This window comes from Pseudomonas sp. CNPSo 3701, from assembly GCF_028674975.1.
GTDB lineage: Bacteria > Pseudomonadota > Gammaproteobacteria > Pseudomonadales > Pseudomonadaceae > Aquipseudomonas > Aquipseudomonas straminea.
Genome location: NZ_JAQZSI010000001.1, coordinates 1,280,250 through 1,305,066 on the forward strand (window position 1 = coordinate 1,280,250; position 24,817 = coordinate 1,305,066).

21 protein-coding genes and 1 pseudogene are annotated in these 24,817 nt (G+C 62.4%); 16 read left to right on the plus strand and 6 right to left on the minus strand.

Features of this window, described 5'->3' with window-relative positions; all coding sequences use genetic code 11:
- Window positions 1-23 precede the first annotated feature (23 nt).
- A complete protein-coding gene (locus tag PVA39_RS05830; protein WP_274123195.1) occupies window positions 24-878 on the plus strand; it encodes an ABC transporter substrate-binding protein in 855 nt (284 codons plus the stop codon).
- A gap of 281 nt (window positions 879-1,159) precedes the next feature.
- Window positions 1,160-3,565, plus strand: coding sequence for a hybrid sensor histidine kinase/response regulator (locus PVA39_RS05835; RefSeq protein ID WP_274123196.1), 2,406 nt, complete (start codon window positions 1,160-1,162; stop codon window positions 3,563-3,565).
- A gap of 201 nt (window positions 3,566-3,766) precedes the next feature.
- Here PVA39_RS05835 and PVA39_RS05840 read toward each other — a convergent pair whose 3' ends face one another.
- On the minus strand, window positions 3,767-4,519 hold the full coding sequence (locus tag PVA39_RS05840) for an OBAP family protein (protein WP_274123197.1): 753 nt from the start codon (window positions 4,517-4,519) through the stop codon (window positions 3,767-3,769).
- Window positions 4,520-4,571: 52 nt separating this feature from the next.
- A complete protein-coding gene (locus tag PVA39_RS05845) occupies window positions 4,572-5,081 on the minus strand; it encodes a DUF4142 domain-containing protein (RefSeq protein ID WP_274123198.1) in 510 nt (169 codons plus the stop codon).
- Window positions 5,082-5,533: 452 nt separating this feature from the next.
- On the opposite strand from PVA39_RS05845, the gene PVA39_RS05850 reads away from it, so the two are divergent.
- Entirely contained in the window at window positions 5,534-5,767 is a 234-nt protein-coding gene (locus PVA39_RS05850) for a hypothetical protein (RefSeq protein WP_274123199.1), read from the plus strand.
- Between the two features lie 77 nt (window positions 5,768-5,844).
- Here the strand turns inward: PVA39_RS05850 and PVA39_RS05855 are convergent, their stop codons facing one another.
- A complete protein-coding gene (locus PVA39_RS05855) occupies window positions 5,845-6,321 on the minus strand; it encodes a ferritin-like domain-containing protein (RefSeq protein WP_274123433.1) in 477 nt (158 codons plus the stop codon).
- 299 nt (window positions 6,322-6,620) lie between these two features.
- Here PVA39_RS05855 and PVA39_RS05860 point away from each other — a divergent pair, with 299 nt between their 5' ends.
- The 3 genes from PVA39_RS05860 (at window position 6,621) to PVA39_RS05870 (ending at window position 10,091) form a co-directional block, all read left to right on the plus strand.
- Complete coding sequence (locus tag PVA39_RS05860) at window positions 6,621-7,502, plus strand: manganese catalase family protein (protein WP_013792525.1); 882 nt, start codon at window positions 6,621-6,623, stop codon at window positions 7,500-7,502.
- 238 nt (window positions 7,503-7,740) lie between these two features.
- Window positions 7,741-9,117, plus strand: coding sequence for an iron-containing redox enzyme family protein (locus tag PVA39_RS05865; RefSeq protein ID WP_274123200.1), 1,377 nt, complete (start codon window positions 7,741-7,743; stop codon window positions 9,115-9,117).
- Between the two features lie 17 nt (window positions 9,118-9,134).
- On the plus strand, window positions 9,135-10,091 hold the full coding sequence (locus PVA39_RS05870) for a class I SAM-dependent methyltransferase (protein ID WP_274123201.1): 957 nt from the start codon (window positions 9,135-9,137) through the stop codon (window positions 10,089-10,091).
- A 43-nt stretch (window positions 10,092-10,134) separates the two neighbouring features.
- On the opposite strand, the gene dapC is transcribed toward PVA39_RS05870, so the two are convergent.
- A complete protein-coding gene (dapC, locus tag PVA39_RS05875) occupies window positions 10,135-11,331 on the minus strand; it encodes a succinyldiaminopimelate transaminase (RefSeq protein WP_274123202.1) in 1,197 nt (398 codons plus the stop codon).
- 342 nt (window positions 11,332-11,673) lie between these two features.
- On the opposite strand from dapC, the pseudogene PVA39_RS23370 reads away from it, so the two are divergent.
- A pseudogene (locus PVA39_RS23370) lies at window positions 11,674-12,681 on the plus strand (HAMP domain-containing protein); the annotation flags it as partial.
- A 90-nt stretch (window positions 12,682-12,771) separates the two neighbouring features.
- The gene (locus PVA39_RS23375) at window positions 12,772-13,536 is read left to right on the plus strand and encodes a methyl-accepting chemotaxis protein (protein WP_372239524.1); all 765 of its coding nucleotides are present in this window, start codon (window positions 12,772-12,774) and stop codon (window positions 13,534-13,536) included.
- 39 nt (window positions 13,537-13,575) lie between these two features.
- Here PVA39_RS23375 and PVA39_RS05885 read toward each other — a convergent pair whose 3' ends face one another.
- Together PVA39_RS05885 and map are read right to left on the minus strand one after the other, a co-directional pair.
- Window positions 13,576-16,269: a [protein-PII] uridylyltransferase gene (locus tag PVA39_RS05885; protein WP_274123203.1), complete on the minus strand. Its 2,694-nt coding sequence runs from the start codon at window positions 16,267-16,269 to the stop codon at window positions 13,576-13,578.
- A gap of 35 nt (window positions 16,270-16,304) precedes the next feature.
- Window positions 16,305-17,111, minus strand: a complete 807-nt coding sequence (gene map, locus PVA39_RS05890; RefSeq protein ID WP_256662697.1) for a type I methionyl aminopeptidase — start codon at window positions 17,109-17,111, stop codon at window positions 16,305-16,307.
- Window positions 17,112-17,405: 294 nt separating this feature from the next.
- Here map and rpsB point away from each other — a divergent pair, with 294 nt between their 5' ends.
- The 8 genes from rpsB (at window position 17,406) to rseP (ending at window position 24,759) form a co-directional block, all read left to right on the plus strand.
- Window positions 17,406-18,149 carry a 30S ribosomal protein S2 gene (rpsB, locus tag PVA39_RS05895; RefSeq protein WP_274123204.1) on the plus strand — a complete coding sequence of 248 codons (744 nt, stop codon included), beginning with the start codon at window positions 17,406-17,408 and terminating at the stop codon, window positions 18,147-18,149.
- Window positions 18,150-18,277: 128 nt separating this feature from the next.
- A complete protein-coding gene (gene tsf / locus PVA39_RS05900) occupies window positions 18,278-19,141 on the plus strand; it encodes a translation elongation factor Ts (RefSeq protein ID WP_027903504.1) in 864 nt (287 codons plus the stop codon).
- Between the two features lie 185 nt (window positions 19,142-19,326).
- Window positions 19,327-20,070, plus strand: coding sequence for a UMP kinase (gene pyrH, locus PVA39_RS05905; protein ID WP_013792516.1), 744 nt, complete (start codon window positions 19,327-19,329; stop codon window positions 20,068-20,070).
- A complete protein-coding gene (gene frr, locus PVA39_RS05910; RefSeq protein WP_274123206.1) occupies window positions 20,067-20,624 on the plus strand; it encodes a ribosome recycling factor in 558 nt (185 codons plus the stop codon). Before pyrH ends, frr begins: the two co-directional genes overlap by 4 nt.
- Window positions 20,625-20,640: 16 nt before the next feature.
- Complete coding sequence (gene uppS / locus PVA39_RS05915) at window positions 20,641-21,405, plus strand: polyprenyl diphosphate synthase (RefSeq protein ID WP_093503878.1); 765 nt, start codon at window positions 20,641-20,643, stop codon at window positions 21,403-21,405.
- Complete coding sequence (locus PVA39_RS05920) at window positions 21,405-22,220, plus strand: phosphatidate cytidylyltransferase (RefSeq protein ID WP_274123207.1); 816 nt, start codon at window positions 21,405-21,407, stop codon at window positions 22,218-22,220. The genes uppS and PVA39_RS05920 overlap by 1 nt, the downstream gene beginning before the upstream one ends.
- The gene (ispC, locus tag PVA39_RS05925) at window positions 22,217-23,410 is read left to right on the plus strand and encodes a 1-deoxy-D-xylulose-5-phosphate reductoisomerase (protein WP_274123208.1); all 1,194 of its coding nucleotides are present in this window, start codon (window positions 22,217-22,219) and stop codon (window positions 23,408-23,410) included. Before PVA39_RS05920 ends, ispC begins: the two co-directional genes overlap by 4 nt.
- Entirely contained in the window at window positions 23,407-24,759 is a 1,353-nt protein-coding gene (gene rseP / locus PVA39_RS05930) for an RIP metalloprotease RseP (protein WP_274123209.1), read from the plus strand. The genes ispC and rseP overlap by 4 nt, the downstream gene beginning before the upstream one ends.
- Window positions 24,760-24,817: the final 58 nt, after the last annotated feature.

Below are 24,817 nucleotides of genomic sequence, written 5' to 3' on the forward strand. Positions count from 1 at the left end.
CAGCAGGGCAGAAGGCGCCTGGCATGAACAATCTGTTGCGTTGTGTCCCGCTGCTGCTGTGCCTGCTGGCTGGTCTGGCCCAGGCTGCTGAGCCGAGGGTGGTGGCGCTGAGCTGGGAGGCCGCCGAACACCTGCTCAAGCTCGACATCACCCCGGTTGCCGTGGCCGATGCCGAGCAGTACCGCGCCCAGGTGGCGCGCCCGCCATTGCCGGCCAAGGTGCCCAGCGTGGGATCGCGACGCGCGCCGGATCTCGACAAGCTGGCCGCCCTCAAGCCGGAGCTGATCGTTATCGGCGAGCGCCAGGAAGCCATGCGTGCGCAGCTGACCCGCCTCGCGCCGGTCACCACATACGGCAGCCTGTCCCGGGAACATGACAGTTACCTAGTCGCCCGCGACGATTACCTGGCGCTGGCCCAGCGCTTCGGCCGCGAGGATCACGCGTTGCGCGAACTGGCCGCCATGCAGGTGCAGATCGACGGGCTGCATCAGCGCCTGGTCGAGCACTTTCGCGGGCGCCTGCCCAAGGTGCTGGTGATCCGTTTCGTGTCGCCGGGCATGGTGCGCGTCGACGGCGGCGACTCGATGATCGACTCTGCCCTGCAGCAGTTGCACCTGCAGCCTGCCTACCCGCAACCCCATGACGCGGTGGTGCCGATTGAAGCCCTGGCAGGTATCGAGGAGGGCGTGGTGTTGTACGTCGAGCCTTTCGCCGGGCAGGAACAGCTGTTCGCCAGCCCCGAATGGCGCGCGATGCCCTTCGCGCGTGCCGACCGCCTGGCGGCGATGCCTGACACCTGGGCCCATGGCGGGGTGTTTTCCATCCAGTACCTGGCCGAGGCCATCACCCAGGCGCTGCTCAGCCTGCCGGCGCCCTGAGCGGATATCTAAGAGCCTGCTCATGATCTTTCAGCCCAGGTTCGTCGACTTTGGCAGCTAAGTGGCGGGATCAGCCTTTCCCCTATCCTGTGGGAACGGGCTATGCCCGTGATTTTTCGCGGGCATGGCCCGCTCCCACATGAACCGGTTCTTAGCGCTTGCGATGGGCCGGCGAGGCCCCTAGAGTTGCCGACATTCATATGTCGAGTCTTGAACGGCTGCATCACTCTGAAGGCGTGGGGCCTCGCGATGCGGCACAACAGGGCCATCTGCGGGGCTGCATGCGTTTTTTCCTGACTGTTTTTCTGGCGCTCTTTTCGCTGCTGGCCAGTGCGGCCGGGCCGGTGGTTTTCGACGAGCGGATTCGCTCGCTGCCGCTCGGCGAGCATATGGCGGTGTTCGAGGACGTGCGTGGCGACAAGACCATCGACGATGTCACCTCCAGCGCCCTGCAGGGCAGCTTCCGCCAACACGACAAGGCGGTGCTTAACGCTGGTTATTCGCGCTCGGCGTATTGGCTGCGCATCGATCTGCAGTACCAGCCCAAAAGTGCAGCCGGCAGTGGGCCGCAGACCTGGCTACTGGAGCTGGCCTACCCGCCGCTAGATCACCTCGAACTCTACGAGCAGAGCGCCGATGGCCGCTTTCATCTGACTCGCCAAACCGGCGATGCCTTGCCATTCTCAAGCCGCGAGATCCGCCAGAACAACTACCTGTTCACCCTCGACTTCCAGCCCGATCAGGTGCGCCGCGTATACCTGCGCCTGGAAAGCCAGGGCTCCATCCAGGCACCGCTGAGCCTGTGGTCGCCGGCCGCCTATCTGGAAGAGCAGCCGGCACGCATCTACGTGCTGGGCATCATCTACGGCGTATTGCTGGTGATGGCGGTCTACAACCTGTTCATCTTTATCGCCGTGCGCGACACCAGCTACCTCTACTACATCTTCTATATCGCTTCGTTCGGCATGTATCAGGTGTCGGTCAACGGCGCCGGCATCGAGTTCTTCTGGCCAGACAACCCCTGGTGGGCCAACGCCGCCACGCCGTTTTTGATCGGCGCCACGGCGCTGTTCGGCTGTCAGTTCGCGCGTAGCTTCCTGCACACCCGCGAGCACAGCCGTTGGGTGGACCGCAGCCTGCTGCTGATGATGGCCTGGGGCGCTCTGGTGATGGTACTGGCGCTGTGCACCACCTACGCCTTGTCGCTGCGCCTGGCCACTGTGCTGGCGCTGGTGTTCACCGTGGTGGTGCCGGTGGCCGGCGCCCTGGCGCTGTGGCGCGGCATGCGCGTGGCCCGTTACTTCCTGATCGCCTGGGCGGCGTTCCTGCTCGGCGGGGTGGTCAACACCCTGATGGTGCTTGGCTACCTGCCCAATATGTTCGTGACCATGTACGCCAGCCAGATCGGCAGTGCCATCGAGGTGGCGTTGCTGTCCCTGGCCCTGGCCGATCGCATCAACGCCATGAAGGAGGAGCGCGCGCGCATCCTGCAGAACGCCAGTGCCAAGCTGGAGGTGCTCAACCACGAGCTGGCCGACAGCAACCGCCTCAAGGACGACTTCCTGGCCACCGTGACTCACGAACTGCGTACGCCGATGAATGGTGTGATCGGCTCCCTGGAACTGATGCAGACCCTGCGCCTGGATCCTGAGGTGGAACAGTACCAGAAGACCGCGACGCGCTCGGCGCGGGACATGATGCAGATGGTCAACGATATCCTCGCGTTGACCGAGCTGCAGGCCGGCCGGCTCTATCCGCGGCGTGAGACCTTCAGCCTGCGCGGACTGCTCGACGGCCTGTGCGCGAATTTCGAGGGGCGCGCCCGTGACAAGGGGCTGGATTTCAGCCTGGATCTGGACGAGCGCCTGCCCGATACCGTCGAAGGCGACGGGCAGAAGCTGGCCCAGGCATTGGGTTACCTGCTCGACAACGCCATCAAGTTCACCCCGGCGGGCAAGGTACGCCTGCGCGTGCGGGGCACTGCCCAGGCCGCGCTGGAAAGCCTGCCGCTGAGCTTCGAGGTGATCGACGCCGGCATTGGTCTGGAGAATGTGCGGGAAACCGATCTGTACCGCCGCTTCCATCAGCTCGACACCTCGATGACCCGCGAATATGGCGGTCTGGGCATCGGCCTGAGCATCTGCCGGCAGCTGGTCGATCTGCTCGGTGGCAAGCTGGCCTACGAGCCCAATCGTGCCGGCAGCGGTGGCAGCATCTTCCGACTTGAACTGACCCTGGCACTGCCGGTGCAAAAGCCTGCCGAGCAGACCGCGATACGGCGCAGCAGTGGCGCGGCATTGCGAGCCCCCGAGCAGTGCACCGTACTGATTGTCGAGGACAACGCCATCAATCAACTGGTGATCCGCGGCATGCTGCTCAAGCTCGGCTACCGGGTGCGTACCGTCGACAACGGCAGCGATGCGCTGGAGCAGCTGCAGCGCGAGCCCATCGACGCCGTTCTGCTGGATTGCCAGATGCCGGTGATGGACGGCTTCGCCACTTGCCGTGCCCTGCGTCAGCTGCCGGCTTGCGCCGAGCTGCCTGTGCTGGCGATCACCGCCCATAGCCAGTCGGGCGACCGTGAGCGCTGCCTGGCGGCAGGCATGAGCGACTACCTGGCCAAGCCGGTGAAGTTCGACGAGTTGCGCGTGCTGCTACACGACTGGGTGCTGTGCCGCCCGGCCTGAGGGCGGCACTTAGAACCTGTTCAAAGTCTGCTGCGCGTCGGCACTGCGGCGTTGAAAACAGGCTGGATTGCCAGCTCAGTCGGACTGCTCATTTACAGCTCGTAAAGTCGAGCGCGACTCCGACCGGTCCTCGCTTGTTTTTGCGGGCCGCCTAGGCCTTGCATTGCTCTAGCTCGCGAGACTTTGAACAGGCTCTTAGGCTCAGTGGTGCACGTGGGCGCCGGTAGGGTCTTCGATCTGGAATACCTTGCCCTTCTGCCAGGCATCGGCGCCGGGCTGTATGGGAGGGCGCTGGATGTCAGCGCGGCTCTGGCGCTTCTCGTTACTGTCGATGGCGAAGCGCTGGTCGCGCTCATCGACCATGCGTTGGTCCAGTTGGCCATCGGCGGTAAAGCCCATCATCAACTGTGGCACGCCCAAGGGCAGACTTTTCTTCTGGTCGGTATGCCAGGTGTGCCAGGTCTTGCCGTAGGTGCGCACCAGCTTTTGCATCAGCGCATGCTCGGCGGTTTGCGGAATGCCGGGCGCCACCAGTTGGCCTGATTTCACTTCGTGTACGTGGCTGTGCCACAGCATCTTTTCGTCTTCCGGCAGCGTTTTGAACAGCTGCTCGCTGATGATGTACTCGACGCCCATCAGCTTGGCGTCTTTGACATTGCCGTCATAGATCACGCACTGGATCAGCTCTTCGCTGAGGATGGCGCAGTAATGATGGGCTTCCATCTGCGCCTGCTGCCGGCCGTTGTAGAAATGAAAGCCATCGAGGTAGGCGTTCAGGGCGGCGACTGGCGGCTGGGTTTGCAAGGTTGCCGCGCCGGCTTCCAGCAAGCGGGTATCGGCCTGAGCGGGCGCGCCCTCGGTGCCGACGTTGGAGTGGCTGGCGGTGGTCATGCAGCCGGCCAGCGGCAGGATGGCCAGAAGGGGCAGCAGCGCTGCGCCGATTCGCGCGGACATGGTGGTCTCCAAACGTGCCAGAGCCCGGCATTTGCCGGGCTCTGGGCTGAGATTACTGACGTGTCTTGCCCTGCAGGTCCTTGGCCATTTTCAGGTGATGTTCCAGCTTGGGCAGGGTCTTCTTGGCCCAGGCGCTGATTTCACCGTCGTCGGGCGCGGCCGCCTTCTGGTACAGCTCGATGGCCTGCTCGTGGGCAACGACCTGGTTGTTGGCATAGGCCTCGTCGAAGTTCTCGCCATCACGTACCTGCAGAATCATGGCCTTGGCCTTGTTCATCAGGTCGGCGTCGTCGGAGAGCTCGAGGTTGTTCTTCTTGGCGAGGGCCTTGAGCTCTTCGTTGGCGCGGGTGTGGTCGTCGATCATCGTCTGGGCGAATTTCTTGACCTTGGCGTTGCTGCCTTTTTCGAGTGCCAGCTTGCTGGTCTCGATCTCGGCGATGCCCTTGGCCGAGGCTTCTTCGGCAAAGTCGTTGGCGCTGACCTTGTCGGCTGCCTGAGTCAGGCCGGCGAAAGCGAAGAGCAGGGCGGCGGTTGCGCCGATCAATACAGCTGTGCGTTTCATGGTGACTCCTTGGAGAGATCTATGCAGAGCACCGATGCCCGGATGGCGGCGGTGGTAAGTTTTTGCGTTGTATTGGAATACGTGCTGGTAACTGGATTAACGAAACCGGTTTTAGCCTGCCATCAGCGACAGGTAAAATTTCGAGAGGAGGGCCTTGCACAATGTTCGAGTTAAAAGTTGCAGGGAACGATGAGCGGTAAAAGTGATGGTGTTGTGCTGCCAGCTTGTACAGTTACTGTATAAGAGTCTGGCTGGTGTAATTAATTTGTGTCCAAGATTAGTGCTTCGCTTGCTGTCACTGTGCTTCAAGTTCCTAAGTCATAGTTTTTTGAACATTGGTTTTTTATTGGCGGTCAGTGCTTTGGCTGTGCTGCGTTTATACGCGGCATAAACGTGATAAGAACTATGTGCCAGCACGCCGAGTGCTGGCCGTTCAGTAGCGAGGCCTTGCCATGAAAGGGCAGATATTTCTGATCAACTACACCTGCGATAACCAGTCGATGCATTGCGATAACCAGTCGATGCATCTTGAGGTGTCGTCTGACGCTGAGATGATGACCATCGAGCAGGCGCAGCAGCATGTGCAAAACGAGGGAGCCAGAGGGCGGATCACCGATGTGCAGGTGAGCAAGATCACCCGCACTCACGAGGCGGGCACCACGCCAGGGCATTACCAGCAGCCCTGAGCCATTACCTATAAAACCGGCGCATGCGCCGGCTTTATACAAGGTGTGGCAGCCCCGGATTAGAAGGCCTTACTCGTCTAGCGCTTGGCTTCCAGGCCCGGTGTATCGGAGCGATCCAGAAAGGCCTGGCTCAGCTCCGGCAAGTGCAGGCGCAGCCAGTCGGCCATGGCGATTTCCTGCTGCAGGATCGCTTCGCAGTCCTGCTGGGTCTGTGTATCGCCCACCGCTTTGGCGGTGGCGATCAATACCGTGTAAGAGGCGATTTCCAGGGTCTCGAAGACATAGCCGGACATGGCGCCCTTGACCACTTCGTCGCTCATCATCATGCCGCCCATGGCCTGACCGAAGGCCATCAACTTGCCGCTCATGTCTTTCAGTGTTGACGGTTCGCTGCCGAGGCGGGTCAGGGCCCGTTCCAGTGTTTCGCGTTGGCCTACGGTTTCTTCGATATGTTTTTCAATGCGTGTGCGCAACTTCGGGTAATTGTGCAGGCGCTCTTTTTGCGCCGTCAGCATCTGTTCGGCTTGCTGTTCCATGGCGTGCGCGTCGCGCAGCTAACTCACCAGGTTTTCATGTTTCGTGGTCATGATCGACTCCCGCAGTTTAGAAATAGCCATTGTTGCGAGAGGGGCGCTCAGTTGGAGGTTCATTACTTTTCGTCAGTGGTATTAAACGAAGCGCTATTAAGCGAAACGGCAAAGCGGAGTTTGCCTAGGAAGTTGCCGTTTCGGTTAACTGTAAGGTTTGTTTTTACTTGAACTCGTTGCGCACTTTTGCATTCGGTTATTACAAGTCCCATCAGGGCAGGGAGCGAAACCATCAAGGGAATTATTGCCGGTGAGGAGAACGTTCCATGTTCGTACATAACAAGCGATTGCAATACACGGTAAGAGTGGCCGGGCCCAATCCGGGGCTGGCCAATCTGCTGCTCGAACAATTCGGTGGCCCCCAGGGCGAATTGGCAGCGGCCATGCGTTATTTCACCCAAGGCCTGGCTGAAGACGATGCAGGGCGCAAGGATCTGCTGCTGGACATCGCCACCGAAGAGCTCAGCCACCTGGAAATCATCGGCTCGATCGTCGGCATGCTCAACAAGGGCGCCAAGGGTGATCTGGCCGAGGCGGTGGAAGAGGAGGCGGCGCTGTACCGCTCACTGACCGAGGGCGGCAACGACTCGCACATCACCTCGCTGCTGTATGGCGGTGGCCCTGCGCTGACCAACTCTGCCGGTGTGCCCTGGACGGCGGCCTACATCGACACCATCGGTGAGCCGACGGCGGATTTTCGCTCCAACATCGCCGCCGAGGCCCGGGCCAAGATCATCTACGAGCGGCTGATCAACGTCACCGACGATCCGGGCATCAAGGATGCGCTGGCCTTTCTGATGACCCGTGAGCTGGCGCACCAGAAATCCTTCGAGAAGGCGCTGCACGCCATCCAGCCGAACTTCCCGCAAGGCAAGCTGCCGGGCGTGCCGGAGTTCACCAGCGTCTACTTCAACATGTCCCAGGGTGACGAGGATCGTCGTGGGCCGTGGAACGAAGGGGATCAGTGGGAATTCGTCGCCGATCCGCAACCCGCGGTGGACGGGGGCGATGGCACCGCCGAGGTGATGCTGCCAGCCAAGCAGGCGGAAACCCTGCTGCAGATGGCCAAGCGCACCGCGTCGGATCCGACCCTGGACTCGATCACCGGCGCCGACCTTGGCTCCGGGGCTGCGCGTAAGCCCGAGTAAGCATGGCTTGTTGCATCTACACAGCCAGGCGAGCACTGCTCGACCTGGCTTTTTTATGCCTGTTGCCACGAACTACGCCGGACTGGTTACCACTGATCCCCGAGGTTGAATCTTTTCTCGGGCGGCATTCTCCCAACCTCATAAGGCCATGAGCGTCATGGGCGCCGGCCATTCCAAGAAACCTGTGAGCGCCGCCTCGTTGCCCCCGGCGCTTTCGACTGCCACGCAAGGCTCGACCATGACGACTTTGATGCCGATTTTCACCACGTCCAGCCAGAGCTGCCATTTCCTCCAGGCCGGCCCCGCCCGCACCCTGTATGAGCGCCTGCTGCAGCCACAGCTGGATGACGCCGCGCTTAGCGAAGCGCGCAGCTTTCTTGAAGCTCAACTGACCAAGGCCAGTGAGCTGCCCTGCGATGTTCCCGATCAGCCCGAAGCGCTGCTGGACTGGATGCGCAGTGCGGCCCTACGCACCACCGAGTCGTACGGCCATTACCTGCAGGAGCGACGCCAGGGCGCGCCGCGGCGTTACTTTCACAATCGCGCCCATGCCCTGTATTTTCTGCGTCATGTTGCGCCCACCAAATTGGTGGACGGCGCCTGGTTGTACGGGTTGCTCAGGCACTGGCAGGAGCTGCGCCTGCGTCCCTTGCTGCGCACCTATCTGGAAGAGCTGGGCGATGGTGTGCCGGCGATGAATCATGTGGTGCTCTACAAGCAGTTGCTGGCCCAGCATGGCTGCGACGAGCTGGCCGAACTCGAAGACGAGCATTTTCTGCAGGGCGCCCAGCAACTGGCGCTCGGTCATCTGGCCGATGATTATCTGCCTGAAGTGATCGGCTACAACCTGGGCTACGAGCAGTTGCCGCTGCACCTGCTGATCACCAGCTATGAGCTGACCGAGTTGGATATCGACCCCTATTACTTTCAGCTGCACGTGACCATCGACAACGCCAGCAGCGGCCATGCTCAGAAAGCTGTGCAGGCGGTACTGGAAAACCTGCCGCTGGTGGGTGATCGCGATGAATTCTATCGCCGCGTGATGCGCGGCTATCAGCTCAACGATCTGGGCATTGGCTCCACTGCGGTGATCGCCGCCTTCGACCTTGAGGATGAACTCTGTGCGATGCTCGAGCGCAAGCGCGAAGTGGCCACCCAGGTGCATTCTGACTACTGCCGCATCGAAGGGCGCACGGTCAACGAATGGCTCAGCGAGCCCGGCCAGGTGCGCGCCTTTCTCGACGCGCTGCAGAAACGCGGCTGGATTCGCCGCGACGAAGACCCGCAGAACAGCAGGTTTTGGCAGCTGGTGCAGGGCGAGCGCGCCGCCATGTTCGGCGTGTTCAGCGCCTACGAGCAGCAACTACTGCACGATTGGATCGCCGGCAGCTGGGCACCTGCCCGCAGACGCGCCCGCCCGCGCAGCCGCCCGGCCGTAACTGGCGCCGAGCAGGCGGTTGGGTTGGATGATGAAGCCCAAGCGCTGCAGGCCGCCTTGCGTGAACTGCCGGCTGGCCAGCAGACCAGCAAACTGATCGAGCTGATGTCGCCGGCCAGCCACTTCACGCCGGCGGGGTTACTGGCTACCCGCCTGTTCAACGCCTACCTCCAATAACCATGTCCGGGGCATCGATGCACAGCGAGCAAAACACAGAAAAGCAGCAGGCGTTATTGAGCCTTGGCCAGCATCTCAAGAACGAGGGTTATCGATTCACCACCGGCACGCCGCTGACCCACGAGCGGGTCAACGCGCGCAGCGAAAATCGGCAGGCCTACGATTTGGCCGGCGTGTTTGGCTGGAGCCGGCCGTTCGAGGCGCCGGTGCTGGGCGACCAGTTGCTGGGGTTGCTGAGAACCGGCGGCATGCTGGTCGAGGAGGGCGCCCAGTTCGCCAGCGCGGTGCGTTGGTCAAGCCTAGGCGACAACCTGTTCGTGCATTCACGCTACCCGACGGTGCAGAGCGACGCGGTGTTCTTTGGCCCCGATACCTATCGTTTCGTGCGCGCCATCGATGCCTTTCTCGGCATGCCTTCAACTGTCGTGGTGTCGCGGGCGGTGGACATCTGCTGTGGTGCCGGGCCGGGCGCCCTTTGTATCGCCCAGGTACGGCCGTCAGCTCAGGTGCTGGCGGTGGATATCAACCCGCGGGCGCTGGAGTTCACTCGCATCAATGCGGCGCTGGCCGGGGTAAGCAATGTCGAGGCACAGCACAGCGATCTGCTGAACGATGTGAGTGGCGAGTTTGACCTGATCGTCGCCAACCCGCCCTACATGCTCGACGCCGATAGTCGCGCCTATCGCGATGGTGGTGGTGAGTTGGGTATCGGCCTGTCCCAGGCCATCGTCGAGGCAGCCATCGCTCGCCTGGCGCCGGGCGGCAGTTTGTTGCTGTACACCGGTGTGGCGATGACGGCTGCGGGTGATCCGTTTCTGGCCTATGCCAAACGCACGTTAGGCGGTGCCTCGCTGGCCTGGCGCTACGAGGAAGTGGACCCGGACGTGTTTGGCGAGGAATTGCTCAAGCCGGGCTACGAGCAAGTCGAACGCATTGCCGCTGTGGTACTGACCGTTACCCGTACGGCAAGTTGACGGCGTGGGCCGAGGGCCGTTCCGGGCCCTCGGCGCCCAGGCATCAGGCGTTTTCGATAAAGCGGCGAATGCGCTGCGCCGCCTCCACGCATTCGGCCAATGGCGCGACCAGTGCCATGCGTACCCGACCGGCACCCGGGTTGAAGCCATCCACGTCGCGAGACAGGTAAGAGCCCGGCACCACGGTGACGTGTTCCCCGGCGAACAGCGCGCGGGTGAACTCGGCATCGTCGCCCGGCGTTTTGGCCCACAGGTAGAAGCCGCCGTCCGGGCGCTGCACGTCCATCACGCCGTTGAGAATCGCCAGCACGGCGTCGAATTTCTCGCGGTACAGGTCGCGGTTGGCGCGTACATGCTCTTCGTCCTGCCAGGCGGCGATGCTGGCCAGCTGGGTTTGTACCGGCATGGCGCAGCCGTGGTAGGTGCGGTACAGCAGGAAGGCTTTGAGAATCTCCGCATCGCCGGCCACGAAGCCCGAGCGCAGACCCGGCAGGTTGGAGCGCTTGGAGAGGCTGTGGAACACCACGCAGCGCTTGAAATCGCTGCGGCCCAGCTCGGCGCAGGCAGTCAGCAGACCGGCCGGCGGGTTCGCTTCGTCGAAATACAGCTCGCTGTAGCACTCGTCGGCAGCGATCACGAAGTCGTACTGGTCGGCCAGGGCGATCAGCTTTTTCAGGGTATCGAGCGGAATCAGTGCGCCGGTCGGGTTGCCCGGCGAGCATAGGAAGAGGATCTGGCAGCGCTGCCAGACGTCAGGCGTGACAGCGCCGAAATCCGGATTGAAGCCATGTTCTTCTAAGCACGGTAGGTAGTGCGGCTGGGTGCCGGCCAGCAGCGCCGCGCCTTCGTAGATCTGGTAGAACGGATTGGGGCTTACCACCAGGCCATCGACATCGCGCTGCGCCACGGTCTGGGTAAAGGCGAACAGCGCCTCGCGGGTGCCGTTGACCGGCAGCACGTGGCGGGCGGCGTCCAGCCAGCCGGCCGGCACCTTGAAGCGTCGCTCGCACCAGGTGGCAATGGCTTCGCGCAGCGCCGGGATGCCCAGGGTGGTCGGGTAGACCGCCATCTGGTCGAGGTTGTCGGTCAGCGCCTTGGCGACGAAAGCCGGCGAGCGGTGCTTGGGTTCACCGATGGACAGGGCGATGGGCGAGCGATCCGCAGCGGGGGACACGCCGGCGAGCAGGGCGCGCAGTTTTTCGAAGGGGTAGGGCTGCAGCTGGGCGAGGGCGTGGTTCATGATGATCCGACGGGTCCTTTGTAAGGCGGCGACAAAGCCGGTGACACTAGCACGACAGCGGTCTCAGGAAAATTGCTTATCGGCGCTGCCCCGTGGTGAGGGCGCCAATACGCGGCCTGCTGGCTAGTTTCGAGTCAATCAATCCGCACATTGGCAAACGCACTTGAGCCGCTCAAGCATGCACTTTTCCGTCGCCATTTATTTGGCTGACACTTTGGTCAGATTTTTCGTAAAGGTGCTAAAGACGCATCGCTTTGGGTCGATAGCCTGGGCGTAATCCCCTCCGGCATTCCTTTAGCGAGAGCTTCTTCCATGCGCACCCTCAAGTTCAGCCACAAGATCATGTTGGCTGCTTCCCTGGTGGTCATTGCGGCCTTCGCATCCTTTGCGCTGTACAACGATTATCTGCAGCGCACGGCGATTCGCGACAATCTGAACAACTACCTGCACGATGTTGGTCAGGTGTCGACCGGCAACATCCAGCACTGGCTCTCCGGGCGCATGCAGCTGCTCGACAACCTGGCCGAGTCGGTGCAGGACGACAGCGCCCAGGCGCCGCTGGCCAGGAACCTGCAGCACCGCAGCGTTGCCTCGGCGTTCCTGTATGCCTATTACGGCCAGAACGATGGTACCTACACTCAGTTCCCGCCCAGCGAGCTGCCAGCCGGCTACGATCCGCGTCAGCGCCCCTGGTACAAGAGCGCAGCGAACAGCAGCGGCCCGGGCCTGACCGAGCCGTACCTGGCGGCCGACCCGCGTGACGGCCTGCTGATCACCATCACCCGTCCGGTCAGCGTCGGCGGCACCCTGCAGGGCGTGGTCGGCGGCGACCTCAAGCTGCAGACCATCGACGACATCCTCAACTCCTTCGACCTGGGCGGCATGGGCTACGCCTTCCTGGTCGACGACAAGGGCACGGTGTTCGTGCACCCGGACAAGAGCCTGGTACTGAAGAAACTCAGCGACCTGTTCCCGGGCGCCGCGCCGCGTCTGGAAGCGGGCCTGCAGAACGTGGTGGCGGCCGATGGCAGCGCGCGTATCGTCAGTTTTTTGCCGGTGCAGGGGCTGGCGGGCGTGCGCTGGTACGTCGGTCTGTCGGTCGATGAAAGCAAGGCGTTCGCGGCACTGCACGAATTCCGCATCTCGGCACTGACCTCCACGGTCATCGGGGTGATCGCCATCCTGCTGCTGCTCGGTGCGCTGATCCGCATTCTGTTGCGTCCGCTGCACGTGATGAGCCACGCCATGAGCGGTATCGCTGAGGGTGAGGGCGACCTGACTCAGCGCCTGAAGGTCGAGTCCGGCGACGAGTTCGGTGAGCTGGCCGGCGCCTTCAACCGCTTCGTCGAGCGTATCCACGAGTCGATCCGTGAAGTGGCTTCGGCCACCCGCGAGGTGCATGCCCGGGTCAGTACCGTGGTACAGGCCTCCAATGCGTCCATGGGTAATTCCAGCGAACAGGCGGCGCGCACCGACAGCGTCGCCGCGGCGATCAACGAGCTTGGCGCTGCGGCCCAGGAAATCGCCCGCAACGCTGCCGATGCCTCGGTGCAGGCCAGCGAGGCGCGCCGTGATGCCGAAGAAGGCCAGGGCATGGTCGAGCGTACACTGGGTTCGATGGGTGACCTCTCGGACAAGATCCAGGCCTCTGGCAGCCACATCGAGTTGCTCAGCGAGAAGAGCAACGACATCGGCCAGATTCTCGACGTGATCAAGGGCATTTCCGAGCAGACCAACCTGCTGGCGCTCAACGCCGCCATCGAAGCGGCGCGTGCCGGCGAGGCCGGTCGCGGCTTTGCCGTAGTGGCCGACGAGGTGCGCAACCTGGCTCAGCGTACGCAGAGCTCGGCCCAGGAAATCCAGCAGATGATCGAGCAGTTGCAGTCAGGCGCCCGTGACGCCGTGGCGACCATGGGCGAGAGCCGCCGCTTCAGCGACGACAGCGTGCGTATCGGTGGTCAGGCCGGCGAGAACCTGCGCGGCGTGACCCGCCGCATCGGCGAGATCGACGGCATGAACCAGTCCGTGGCTACCGCCACCGAGGAGCAGACCTCGGTGATCGAGAGCCTGAACATGGATATCACCGAGATCAACACACTGAACCAGGACGGCGTGCGCAACCTGCAGGCCAGCCTCAGCGCCTGTACCGAACTGGATCAGCAGGTCGGGCGGCTCAAGCAGCTGGTCGACAGCTTCCGCATCTGACACCCACTGCGCGGGTCCCAAATGGGGCCCGCGCTGCATTCAGATGCTGATTTGCGCCGGGCTGGGGCTGCTCGCCGACAGCTGGGTGACGATGGTCTGCTGCAGGCGTGCGCACAGCTCGGGGTCGGACAGCGGCTGGTTGTCGGCATCGGTGACGAAGAACACGTCCTCTACCCGTTCGCCAAGCGTGGCGATCTTGGCGTTTTGCACTGACAGGTCGAAGTCCAGGAAGATGCGCCCGATCTTGGCCAGCAGGCCCGGGCGATCCGGCGCGGTCAGCTCGACCACGGTGACCGGCCGCTGTGCATCGTTGTGAATGGTCACCTGGGGCGCGAAGGCGAAGTGCTTGAGCTGGCGCGGCACGCGGCGCTGGATGATGCTCGGGTACTCGTCCGGGTGCATCAGGGTGTCGATCAGGCTTTGGCGGATCTGCTGGATGCGCTTGGGGTTGTCGCCGATCGAGCCGCCTTCGGCCTCGAGCACGATGTAGGTGTCGAGGGTGAATTGGCTGGTGGAGGTGAGAATCCGCGCATCGTGAATGTTCAGGTTCAGCTGCGCCATGGCCGCTACCGTCACCGCGAAGAAGTCGTGCTGGTCCGGCGCGTAGATGAAGATCTGCGTGCCGCCCTCGAATTCACGCTGGGTGGTTTCCTTGATCAGCACCAGCGGGCCACCGTCATCGGGATGACGGAGGATGGCGTCGCTGTGCCAGGCCACGTCGCTGGCCGTGTGGCGGAGAAAGTAGTCGTCGCCCAGCTGCGACCAGAGTTGCTCGACGTCATCAGTATCGGTGCCGGCAGCGCTGAGGATCTCCAGCGCCGCCGCCTGGGTCAGGCGAATCTGCTCTTCGCGCTCTACCGGATTTTCCAGGCCGCGGCGCAGAGCGCTGCTGGTCTCGGTGTACAGCTGACGCATCAGGCTGGCACGCCAGGAATTCCACAGCGTCGGGTTGGTGGCGTTGATGTCGGCCACGGTGAGCACGTAGAGGTAGTCCAGGTGCGTCTGGTCGCCGACGAAAGCGGCGAAGTCGTTGATCACCTGCGGGTCGGACAGGTCCTTGCGCTGGGCGGTGGTCGACATCGCCAGGTGGTTCTGCACCAGCCAGACGATCAGCGCGGTGTCCCAGGCCGGCAGGTGATGACGCTGCCCAAAGGCTTCGGCATCCAGGGCGCCGATTTCCGAGTGATCACCACCGCGGCCCTTGCCTATGTCGTGGTACAGGCCGGCCAGGTAGATCAGCTCTGGCTTGGGCAGCTTGTCGATCAGTTGGCTAGCCAGGGGGAATTTTTCCGCCAGCTCCGGCCATTTGAATTTGCGTAGGTGCTTGATCAGGTTGAGCGTGTGGGCGTCGACCGTATAGATGTGGAACAGGTCGTGCTGCATCTGCCCGACGATATGGCCGAACTCCGGCAGGTAGCGGCCGAGGATGCCGTAGCGATTCATGCGCCGCAGGTTGCGGTGAATGCCCTGCTCGCACTTGAACAGCTCGATGAACAGGCTGGTGTTGCGGATATCGCGGCGAAATTCGTCGTCGATCAGGTAGCGGTGATCGCGCAGCAGGCGGATGGTGTCGGCGCACACGCCGTTGAGCTCGGGGTGCTGGGCCATCAGCACGAAGATCTCGATGATGGCGAACGGCGTGCGCTTGAAGACGTTGGCGTGGGTGACTTCGATGTAGCCGTCACGCACCTGGAAGCGGCTGTTGAGCGGCTGCACCGGCAGGTTTTCACCGGCGCGCAGGATCTCTTCCTCGAAGTGCTGGTTGATCAGGTCGCTCAGCTCGGCGATGGCCATCACCACGCGGTAGTACTTCTGCATGAAGCGCTCGATGGTACGCTTGGTGTCGCCCTCGTTGTAGCCGAGCAGCTCGGCAACCTTGCTCTGGTGATCGAACAGCAGCCGGTCTTCGGCGCGTCCGGCCAGCATGTGCAGGGCGTAGCGCACCTTCCAAAGAAACTCCTGGCTGGAGGCGAGCAGGGCGTATTCGCTTTCCAGCAGAAAGCCCTGGCCGACCATGGCATGCAAATTCAGCGTGCCGAAGTGCCGGCGCGCTACCCACAGAATGGTCTGGATATCGCGCAGACCGCCCGGCGAGCCCTTCACGTTGGGTTCCAGGTTGTACTCGGTGTCGTTGTACTTGGCGTGGCGGGCCTTCTGTTCGTCGCGCTTGGCTCGGTAGAAGGCCTTGCTCGGCCACATCTGGGCGGTGGAGGTCACCGTCTGCATGCGCTCGCGCAGGTGCTCGGGGCCGGCAATAGTGCGGCTTTCCATCAGGTTGGTGATGACGGTCAGGTCGGCGCGCGCCTCTTCGCCACACTCGGCCACCGAGCGCACGCTCTGGCCAACTTCCAGGCCGATGTCCCAGAGTAGGGTGAGAAAGCCTTCGATGGGTTCGCGGAAGGTTTCCTGATCGTCCCCGCCAAGCAGGATCAGCAGGTCGATATCGGAATAAGGGTGCAGCTCGCCGCGGCCGTAGCCGCCCACCGCCAGCAGGGCGATTTCCGCCTCGCTGCTCCAGGTGAAGCGGTTCCAGGCTTCGAGCAGGATCTGGTCGGTGAAACGGGCGCGGTCCTCGACCAGGCGGCGCACGTCGCGGTTATCGCGAAAACGCGCATCCAGCACCTCGTGGGCGCGGCTGATGGCTTTCTTGAAGGCGCCGATGGGGCTGGACTTGAGAGCCAGTTCCGCCTGGAACTGGCCACGATCGAACAATTCGGCGTCTGTCAGCGACATGCGGCGGCCTTCCTTATCTATGGGGCGAGCGAATCTCAGGCCGAGGTGCGGGCGATGGTGTCGTCGCTGCGCAGGGTGAAAATCTCGTAGCCATCAGCGGTGACCAACAGGGTGTGCTCCCACTGGGCGGACAGCTTGCGGTCCTTGGTGATGGCGGTCCAGCCATCGCCCAGTACGCGGGTTTCCGCTCGGCCCTGATTGATCATCGGCTCGATGGTGAAGGTCATGCCTTCCTTGAGCTCCATGCCGGTGCCGGCACGGCCGTAGTGCAGGATCTGCGGGTCTTCGTGGAACACCGAACCGATGCCGTGGCCGCAGAACTCGCGCACCACCGAAAAGCCATGTTTCTCGGCGTGCTTCTGAATCACTTCGCCGATGTCGCCCAGGCGTGCACCTGGACGCACCACTTCGATGCCTTTATAGAGGCATTCCTGAGTGACGCGCGACAGGCGCTCGGCCCACTCCGGCACTTTGCCGATATGGAACATGCGGCTGGTGTCGCCGAAGTAGCCATCCTTGATCACGGTGACGTCGATATTCATCACGTCACCTTCCTTGAGCGGCTTGTCGTTGGGGATGCCGTGACACACCACATGGTTGAGCGAGGTGCAGATGGATTTCGGAAAGCCCGGGCGACCCGGCGCTGCGCCGTAGTTGAGCGGGGCGGGAATGGCCTTCTGCACGTCGACGATATAGTTGTGGCAGATGGTGTTGAGTTCGTCCGTGGTAACGCCGGGTTTGACGTATTCGGCGATCATCTCCAGTACGTCGGCGGCCAGGCGACCGGCGATGCGCATTTTCTCGATTTCGTCGGGCGTCTTCAGGGTGACGGTCATGGTGATCTCGTAAGCTCGATAAAGGACGACATTCTAAGCTGCAGGCCACAAGCTGCAAGCCACAAGTGGACGCGGGGCGCCGATGCTGAGCTAGACTCAGCGGTCCGGGCACACGGCCTTAGCGCTTGTGTCTGGCTCTTGTAGCTTATGGCTGCTTGTTGTGGTATAAAACGCGCCGCTTTACGGGGTAGACCCCGAAAGCCTAAACCCCACACACGTATCGACACGATTTCCTGGGTGCCCGCAAGGGTTGGAAATTGGGATGCGTGGAGGCCTAACCCGACTTATCAAGGAACTATCATGTCCCAAGTCAATATGCGCGATATGCTGAAGGCCGGTGTGCACTTCGGCCACCAGACCCGTTACTGGAATCCGAAAATGGGCAAGTACATTTTCGGCGCGCGCAACAAGATTCACATCATCAACCTGGAAAAGACCCTGCCGATGTTCAACGACGCCCTGTCGTTCGTTGAAAAGCTGGCTGCTGGCAAGAACAAGATTCTGTTCGTCGGCACCAAGCGTTCCGCTGGCAAGATCGTTCGCGAAGAAGCGGCTCGTTGCAACTCGCCGTTCGTCGATCACCGCTGGTTGGGCGGCATGCTCACCAACTACAAAACCATCCGTGCCTCGATCAAGCGTCTGCGCGATCTGGAAGTGCAGTCCCAGGACGGTACCTTCAGCAAGCTGACCAAGGAAGAAGCCCTGATGCGCACCCGTGATCTGGAAAAACTGGATCGCAGCCTGGGCGGTATCAAGGACATGGGCGGTCTGCCGGACGCGCTGTTCGTCATCGACGTTGATCACGAGCGCATCGCGATCACCGAAGCCAACAAGCTGGGCATCCCGGTCATCGGCGTTGTCGATACCAACAGCAGCCCGGAAGGCGTTGACTACATCATTCCGGGTAACGACGACGCCATTCGCGCCATCCAGCTGTACATGGGTGCCATGGCCGACGCCGTGATCCGCGGTCGCAGCAACACCGGCGGCGCTACCGAAGAGTTCGTCGAAGAAGCGCCGGCTGCAGAAGCTGCCGAAGGCTAAGCGGTAACGCAGAGCATCTCGTGTTATGCGCTGCGCAAAAAGGGGGCTAGGCCCCCTTTTTGCCACTCACAGATTTGATCGCCCGCCATGCGGGTGATGGTTGAAGACCTACCAAGAGGATTTTCAAGATGGCAGAGATTACTGCAGCACTGGTCAAGGAACTGCGCGAGCGTACCGGCCAAGGCATGATGGAATGCAAAAAGGCCCTGGTTGCCGCTGGTGGCGACATTGAGAAGGCCATTGATGACATGCGCGCTTCGGGCGCCATCAAGGCGGCCAAGAAGGCTGGCAACATCGCCGCTGAAGGTTCCATCGCCGTTCGCGTCGAAGGCAACCGTGGTCTGATCATCGAAGTCAACTCGCAGACCGACTTCCTGGCCCTGCAGGACGACTTCAAAGCTTTCGTCAAGGAAAGCCTGGACGAAGCCTTCGAGAAGAACCTGACCGAAGCCGCTCCGCTGATCGCCTCGCGCGAATCCGCTCGTGAAGCCCTGGTTGCCAAGTGCGGCGAGAACGTCAACATCCGTCGTCTGACCGCTGTTTCCGGTGACACCGTTGGTGCCTACCTGCACGGCCACCGTATCGGCGTTCTGGTTGTCCTGAAAGGCGGCAACGACGAGCTGGCCAAGCACGTTGCCATGCACGTCGCCGCTTCCAATCCGGCCGTTGTTTCCCCGGATCAGGTTTCCGAGGAACTGGTTGCCAAGGAAAAGGAAATCTTCCTGCAGCTGAACGCCGAGAAGATCGCCGGCAAGCCGGAAAACATCGTCGAGAACATGGTCAAGGGTCGTATCGCCAAGTTCCTGGCTGAAGCCAGCCTGGTCGAGCAAGCCTTCATCATGGATCCGGAAGTCAAGGTCGGTGACCTGGTGAAGAAAGCCGGTGCCGAAGTCGTTTCCTTCGTTCGTTACGAAGTGGGCGAGGGCATCGAGAAGGCCGAGACCGACTTCGCTGCCGAAGTTGCTGCTCAGGTTGCTGCCAGCAAGCAGTGATAACTGCTTAGGTAGCGCCCCAGAAGAGGCTGCCCGCTCACGCGCGCGGCCTCTTTTTCAAAGGGGATTTTTTTCGAAACGACGGTTGGTGCCTGTGGCACTCACGGTCGTGAGTGCTGTCGAAGCGCTCGATATGCGAGCTACTCGGTTCGCAGGTTTTTCTTACGCCGCAGGAGAGATTGGTAATGGCTCAGCAGGTGAGTGGTCGTCAACCGCGCTACAAGCGCATTCTGCTCAAACTCAGCGGCGAGGCCCTGATGGGCTCCGAAGATTTCGGCATCGATCCCAAGGTGCTCGATCGCATGGCGCTGGAAGTCGGTCAGTTGGTCGGCATCGGCGTGCAAGTGGGTGTAGTGATCGGCGGTGGCAACCTGTTCCGTGGCGCTGCATTGAGCGCTGCCGGCATGGACCGCGTCACCGGTGACCACATGGGCATGCTGGCCACGGTGATGAACGCCCTGGCCATGCGTGACGCCCTGGAGCGCTCGAACATCCCTGCGCTGGTCATGTCGGCCATTTCCATGGTTGGCGTCACCGATCATTATGATCGCCGCAAGGCCATGCGCCATCTGAAGACCGGTGAGGTGGTGATCTTCGCCGCTGGCACTGGCAACCCGTTCTTCACCACCGACTCGGCCGCCTGCTTGCGCGGTATCGAGATCGACGCCGATGTGGTGCTGAAGGCAACCAAGGTCGATGGTGTGTACACTGCCGATCCATTCAAGGATCCGCATGCGGAGAAGTTCGATCGCCTCACCTATGACGAGGTGCTCGATCGCAAGCTGGGTGTGATGGATCTGACGGCCATTTGCCTGTGCCGTGATCACAACATGCCGCTGCGCGTTTTCAACATGAACAAGCCCGGTGCCCTGCTCAATGTCGTGGTGGGCGGCGCCGAAGGCACTCTGGTCGAGGAAGGTAAAGAATGATCAACGAAATCAAGAAGGACGCCCAGGCGCGCATGCAGAAGAGCCTGGAATCGCTGGCTCATGCATTCAGCCGCATTCGTACCGGTCAGGCTCACCCCAGCATCCTCAGTGGCGTGATGGTTCCGTACTACGGCGCCGACACCCCGCTCAACCAGGTTGCCAGCGTTACCGTCAAGGACTCGCGTACCCTGCAGGTCGTGGCCTTCGAGCGCAGCATGCTGAGCGCAGTCGACAAGGCCATCCAGAGCTCCGGTCTGGGCTTCAACCCGACCAACCTGGGCGAGCTGCTGCTGGTCACCATGCCGGCGTTGACCGAAGAAACCCGCCGCGGCTTCACCAAGCAGGCCCGTGATGCTGCCGAAGACGCCCGTGTTGCCGTGCGCAACATCCGTCGTGACGCCATGAGCCAGCTCAAGGATCTGGTGAAGGAAAAGGAAATCAGCGAAGACGAAGAGCGTCGCGCTGCTGACGACGTACAGAAGCTGACCGACAAGTTCGTGGGCGAAATCGACGTCGCCGTGAAGCAGAAAGAAGCGGACCTGATGGCCGTCTGACGGCCAGGAAGTCGCCATGGACAATTCCAAAGTCGGTGCCGTGATGGCCGTTCCACGGCACGTGGCGATCATTATGGATGGTAATAACCGCTGGGCGCGCAAACGCCTGTTGCCTGGCGTCGCCGGGCATAAGGCCGGCGTCGATGCGGTGCGAGCGGTCATCGAAGTGTGCGCCGATTCCGGCGTGGAAGTGCTGACCCTGTTCGCTTTCTCCAGTGAGAACTGGCAGCGCCCGGCCGATGAGGTCGGTGCGCTGATGGAGCTGTTCCTCAGTGCCCTGCGTCGCGAGGCGCGCAAGCTCGACGAGAACCGCATCAGCCTGCGCATCATTGGCGACCGTTCGCGCTTCCATCCCGAGCTGCAGGCCGCCATGCGGGAAGCCGAAGCGGCGACCGCCGGTGCGCCGGGCGAGCAGCGCTTCATTCTGCAGATCGCCGCCAACTACGGCGGTCAGTGGGATATCGCCCAGGCCGCGCAACGCCTGGCGCGTGAAGTGCAGGGCGGTCATCTGCAACCCGAGGACATCACCCCGCGTCTGTTGCAGGGTTGTCTGGCCACTGGTGAGCAGCCGCTGCCGGATCTGTGCATTCGCACGGGCGGTGAACACCGGGTCAGCAATTTCCTGCTCTGGCAGATGGCCTACAGTGAATTGTACTTCTCCGACCTGCTGTGGCCGGACTTCAAGCACGACGCCATGCGCGCAGCGCTGGCGGATTTCGCCAAGCGCCAGCGGCGTTTTGGCAAAACCAGTGAACAAGTCGAAGCCGAGGCCCGCGCCTGATGCTCAAGCAACGAATCATTACGGCGCTGATCCTGCTGCCGATCGCCCTGGCAGGTTTCTTCCTGCTCGAAGGTGGCGCATTCGCGCTGTTCATCGCCGTAGTGGTCGTGCTTGGTGCCTGGGAATGGGCCCGTCTGGCGGGCTTCGAGGCCCAGCCGCTGCGTGTTGCCTATGCCGCCCTGGTGGCGGTGCTGCTTTATCTGGTTTACGCCGCCCCCGCGCTGGCGCCTTGGCTGTTGGCCGTCGGTGTGCTGTGGTGGGCGTTCGCGACCTTTCTGGTGCTCAACTACCCGGATAGCAGTCGCTACTGGGGCGGTCTGCCGGGGCGCCTGGCGATAGGCCTGCTGATTCTGCTGCCGGCATGGCAAGGGCTGGTGGTGATCAAGCAGTGGCAGCTGGCCAACTGGCTAATCTTGGCGGTGATGGCGCTGGTCTGGGTGGCGGATATCGGCGCCTATTTCTCCGGCAAGCGCTTCGGCAAGCGCAAGCTGGCCCCGCAGGTCAGTCCCGGCAAGAGCTGGGAAGGCCTGATCGGTGGTCTGCTGCTCAGCCTGCTGCTGACCATCGTGGTCGGCGTTGTTCGTGATTGGTCGTTTACTCAGTTTCTGCAGGCGCTACCGGCCGCTGCTTTGGTGGTGCTGATCTCCGTGGTTGGTGACCTGACCGAGAGCATGTTCAAGCGTCAGTCCGGCATCAAGGACAGCAGCAATCTGCTGCCGGGGCATGGTGGGGTGCTCGACCGCATCGACAGCCTGACCGCCGCGGTGCCGGTGTTCGCCCTGCTGCTGTGGCTGGCTGGCTGGGGCACATTGTGAGCCAGGTTCAGCAGATCACCGTTCTTGGTGCAACCGGCTCAATCGGTCTCAGCACCCTCGATGTTATCGCTCGCCACCCGTCGCGTTACCAGGCTTTTGCCCTGACCGCTTTCACGCGGCTGGCCGAGCTGGAGGCGCTTTGCGTCATTCACCGGCCGCGTTTCGCCGTTGTAGCCGATGCCGTAGCGGCAGCCGATCTGCAAGCTCGCCTGCAGCAGGCTGGGCTGGATACTCGCGTATTGTCTGGCGAGGCCGGATTGTGCGAGGTTGCCGCCCATGCCGAGGTGGATGCCGTGATGGCTGCCATCGTCGGTGCGGCCGGGCTCAAGCCGACACTGGCTGCGGTCGAAGCCGGCAAGAAGGTACTGCTCGCTAACAAGGAAGCCCTGGTGATGTCTGGCGCGCTGTTCATGCGCGCGGTGCGTCAGAGTGGCGCCGTGCTGCTGCCGATCGACAGCGAGCACAACGCGATCTTCCAGTGCCTGCCTCAGGATTACGCCCGTGGTCTGCAGCCGGTCGGCGTGCGGCGTATCCTGCTCACCGCCTCTGGTGGCCCGTTTCGTCAGGCCTCGCCCGAGTCGCTGCACGCGGTAACGCCCGAGCAGGCCTGTGCTCACCCAAACTGGTCGATGGGCCGCAAGATTTCCGTCGACTCGGCGAGCATGATGAACAAGGGCCTGGAGCTGATCGAAGCCTGCTGGCTGTTCGATGCGCGCCCGGAGCAGGTCGAGGTGTTGATTCACCCGCAGAGCGTCATCCATTCGTTGGTTGATTACGTCGATGGTTCGGTGCTCGCTCAACTGGGTAATCCCGACATGCGCACGCCCATCGCCCATGCGCTGGCCTGGCCGCAACGCATCGACTCGGGTGTGGCGCCGCTGGATCTGCTCGCTGTGGCGCGTCTGGACTTCCAGGCGCCGGATGATGTTCGCTTCCCCTGTCTGCGCCTGGCCCGCGAGGCCGCCGAAGCAGGCGGCAGCGCTCCGGCCATGCTCAATGCCGCGAACGAAGTGGCGGTAGCGGCATTTCTCGAGCGGCGGATTCGCTTTACCGATATCGCGCGTATCATTGGCAGCGTTCTCGAGGCAGAACCTAGCGTTGCGGTGGACTGTCTCGATGCCGTGCTTGAAGCTGACCGCCGCGCGCGGGAGCTGGCCGGGCAATGGTTGAGTCGTGGAGAGGTGGCATGAGCGCACTCTATATGATCGTCGGTACCCTGATCGCCCTCGGGGTGCTGGTGACCTTTCATGAATACGGTCATTTCTGGGTTGCTCGCCGCTGTGGCGTCAAGGTGCTGCGCTTCTCCGTAGGTTTCGGCACGCCGCTGGTGCGCTGGCACGACCGTCAGGGCACCGAATTCGTGATCGCCGCCATCCCGCTGGGTGGCTATGTGAAGATGCTCGATGAGCGCGAAGGCGATGTGCCGCCGAAGTTGGCCGAGCAGTCGTTCAATCGCAAGACCGTCAAGCAGCGCTTCGCCATCGTCGCCGCTGGGCCCGCTGCCAACTTCGCCCTGGCCCTGGTGTTCTTCTGGCTGGTGGCCATGCTTGGCAGCCAACAGGTGCGCCCGGTCATTGGCGCCGTGGAGTCGGGCAGCCTGGCTCAGGTCGCTGGCCTGCAGGCCGGTGAGGAAATCGTTTCGGTCAACGGTAAGGCGGTCACCGGCTGGTCGGCGGTCAACCTGCAGTTGGTACGCCGCCTCGGCGAAAGCGGCGAGCTGCTGATCACCACCCGCCATCCTGATGGTGGAGCCGATACTCCGCACCGCGTCGAGCTGGACAACTGGCTGCGCGGCGCCAATGAGCCGGATCCGATTGCCTCGCTGGGTATCCGCCCGTGGCGGCCAAGCCTCGAGCCAGTTCTCGCCGAGTTCGACCCTGAAGGGCCGGCCCAGGCCGCCGGCTTGCGCATTGGAGATCGCCTGCTGGCGCTCGACGATCAGCCGCTGAGCGACTGGCAGGATCTGGTCGATCGTGTGCGCGGGCTGCCGGGCAAGTCGGTATCCATTGCGCTGGAGCGCGATGGGCAGCGTTTGGAGGTGCCCGTCACCTTGGCCGCGAAAGGCGAGGGCGAGGCGGCGACTGGCTACCTCGGCGCCGGCGTGGCAGCGGCTCAGTGGCCGCCTGAAATGCTCCGTGAAGTCAGCTACGGCCCGCTGCAGGCGGTCGGTGAAGCGGGTGCACGCACCTGGACGATGAGCCTCCTGACTCTCGATTCACTGAAGAAAATGCTCTTCGGTGAGCTCTCGGTAAAAAACTTGAGTGGGCCGATAACCATTGCTAAAGTGGCGGGCGCTTCGGCCGAGTCGGGCCTTGGGGACTTTTTGAATTTCCTCGCGTACCTGAGCATCAGCCTGGGCGTTCTCAATTTGCTGCCCATCCCGGTTCTGGATGGCGGACATCTGCTTTATTACTTGGTCGAGTGGGTGCGAGGCCGCCCGCTTTCGGAACGGGTGCAGGGTTGGGGGATGCAGATTGGTATCAGCCTGGTGATCGGGGTGATGCTGTTGGCTCTGGTCAACGACCTTGGTCGCCTGTGAGCTCAGCTGAATTATATATCTTTCGTCTCGAACGACTGATTTCTTATCGTTAGTTGGA

Excerpts from the sequence above, each read along its gene's own strand:
- PVA39_RS05870 (WP_274123201.1), top strand. The coding sequence starts at position 9,135 with ATGCACAGCGAGCAAAACACAGAAAAGCAGCAGGCGTTATTGAGCCTT.
- PVA39_RS05840 (WP_274123197.1), bottom strand. The coding sequence starts at position 4,519 with ATGTCCGCGCGAATCGGCGCAGCGCTGCTGCCCCTTCTGGCCATCCTG.
- PVA39_RS05850 (WP_274123199.1), top strand. The coding sequence starts at position 5,534 with ATGAAAGGGCAGATATTTCTGATCAACTACACCTGCGATAACCAGTCG.
- PVA39_RS05845 (WP_274123198.1), bottom strand. The coding sequence starts at position 5,081 with ATGAAACGCACAGCTGTATTGATCGGCGCAACCGCCGCCCTGCTCTTC.
- pyrH (WP_013792516.1), top strand. The coding sequence starts at position 19,327 with ATGGCTCAGCAGGTGAGTGGTCGTCAACCGCGCTACAAGCGCATTCTG.
- PVA39_RS05860 (WP_013792525.1), top strand. The coding sequence starts at position 6,621 with ATGTTCGTACATAACAAGCGATTGCAATACACGGTAAGAGTGGCCGGG.
- PVA39_RS23375 (WP_372239524.1), top strand. The coding sequence starts at position 12,772 with ATGGGTAATTCCAGCGAACAGGCGGCGCGCACCGACAGCGTCGCCGCG.
- frr (WP_274123206.1), top strand. The coding sequence starts at position 20,067 with ATGATCAACGAAATCAAGAAGGACGCCCAGGCGCGCATGCAGAAGAGC.
- PVA39_RS05885 (WP_274123203.1), bottom strand. The coding sequence starts at position 16,269 with ATGTCGCTGACAGACGCCGAATTGTTCGATCGTGGCCAGTTCCAGGCG.
- uppS (WP_093503878.1), top strand. The coding sequence starts at position 20,641 with ATGGACAATTCCAAAGTCGGTGCCGTGATGGCCGTTCCACGGCACGTG.
- tsf (WP_027903504.1), top strand. The coding sequence starts at position 18,278 with ATGGCAGAGATTACTGCAGCACTGGTCAAGGAACTGCGCGAGCGTACC.
- PVA39_RS05865 (WP_274123200.1), top strand. The coding sequence starts at position 7,741 with ATGACGACTTTGATGCCGATTTTCACCACGTCCAGCCAGAGCTGCCAT.
- PVA39_RS05830 (WP_274123195.1), top strand. The coding sequence starts at position 24 with ATGAACAATCTGTTGCGTTGTGTCCCGCTGCTGCTGTGCCTGCTGGCT.
- rpsB (WP_274123204.1), top strand. The coding sequence starts at position 17,406 with ATGTCCCAAGTCAATATGCGCGATATGCTGAAGGCCGGTGTGCACTTC.
- dapC (WP_274123202.1), bottom strand. The coding sequence starts at position 11,331 with ATGAACCACGCCCTCGCCCAGCTGCAGCCCTACCCCTTCGAAAAACTG.
- PVA39_RS05835 (WP_274123196.1), top strand. The coding sequence starts at position 1,160 with ATGCGTTTTTTCCTGACTGTTTTTCTGGCGCTCTTTTCGCTGCTGGCC.
- rseP (WP_274123209.1), top strand. The coding sequence starts at position 23,407 with ATGAGCGCACTCTATATGATCGTCGGTACCCTGATCGCCCTCGGGGTG.
- PVA39_RS05920 (WP_274123207.1), top strand. The coding sequence starts at position 21,405 with ATGCTCAAGCAACGAATCATTACGGCGCTGATCCTGCTGCCGATCGCC.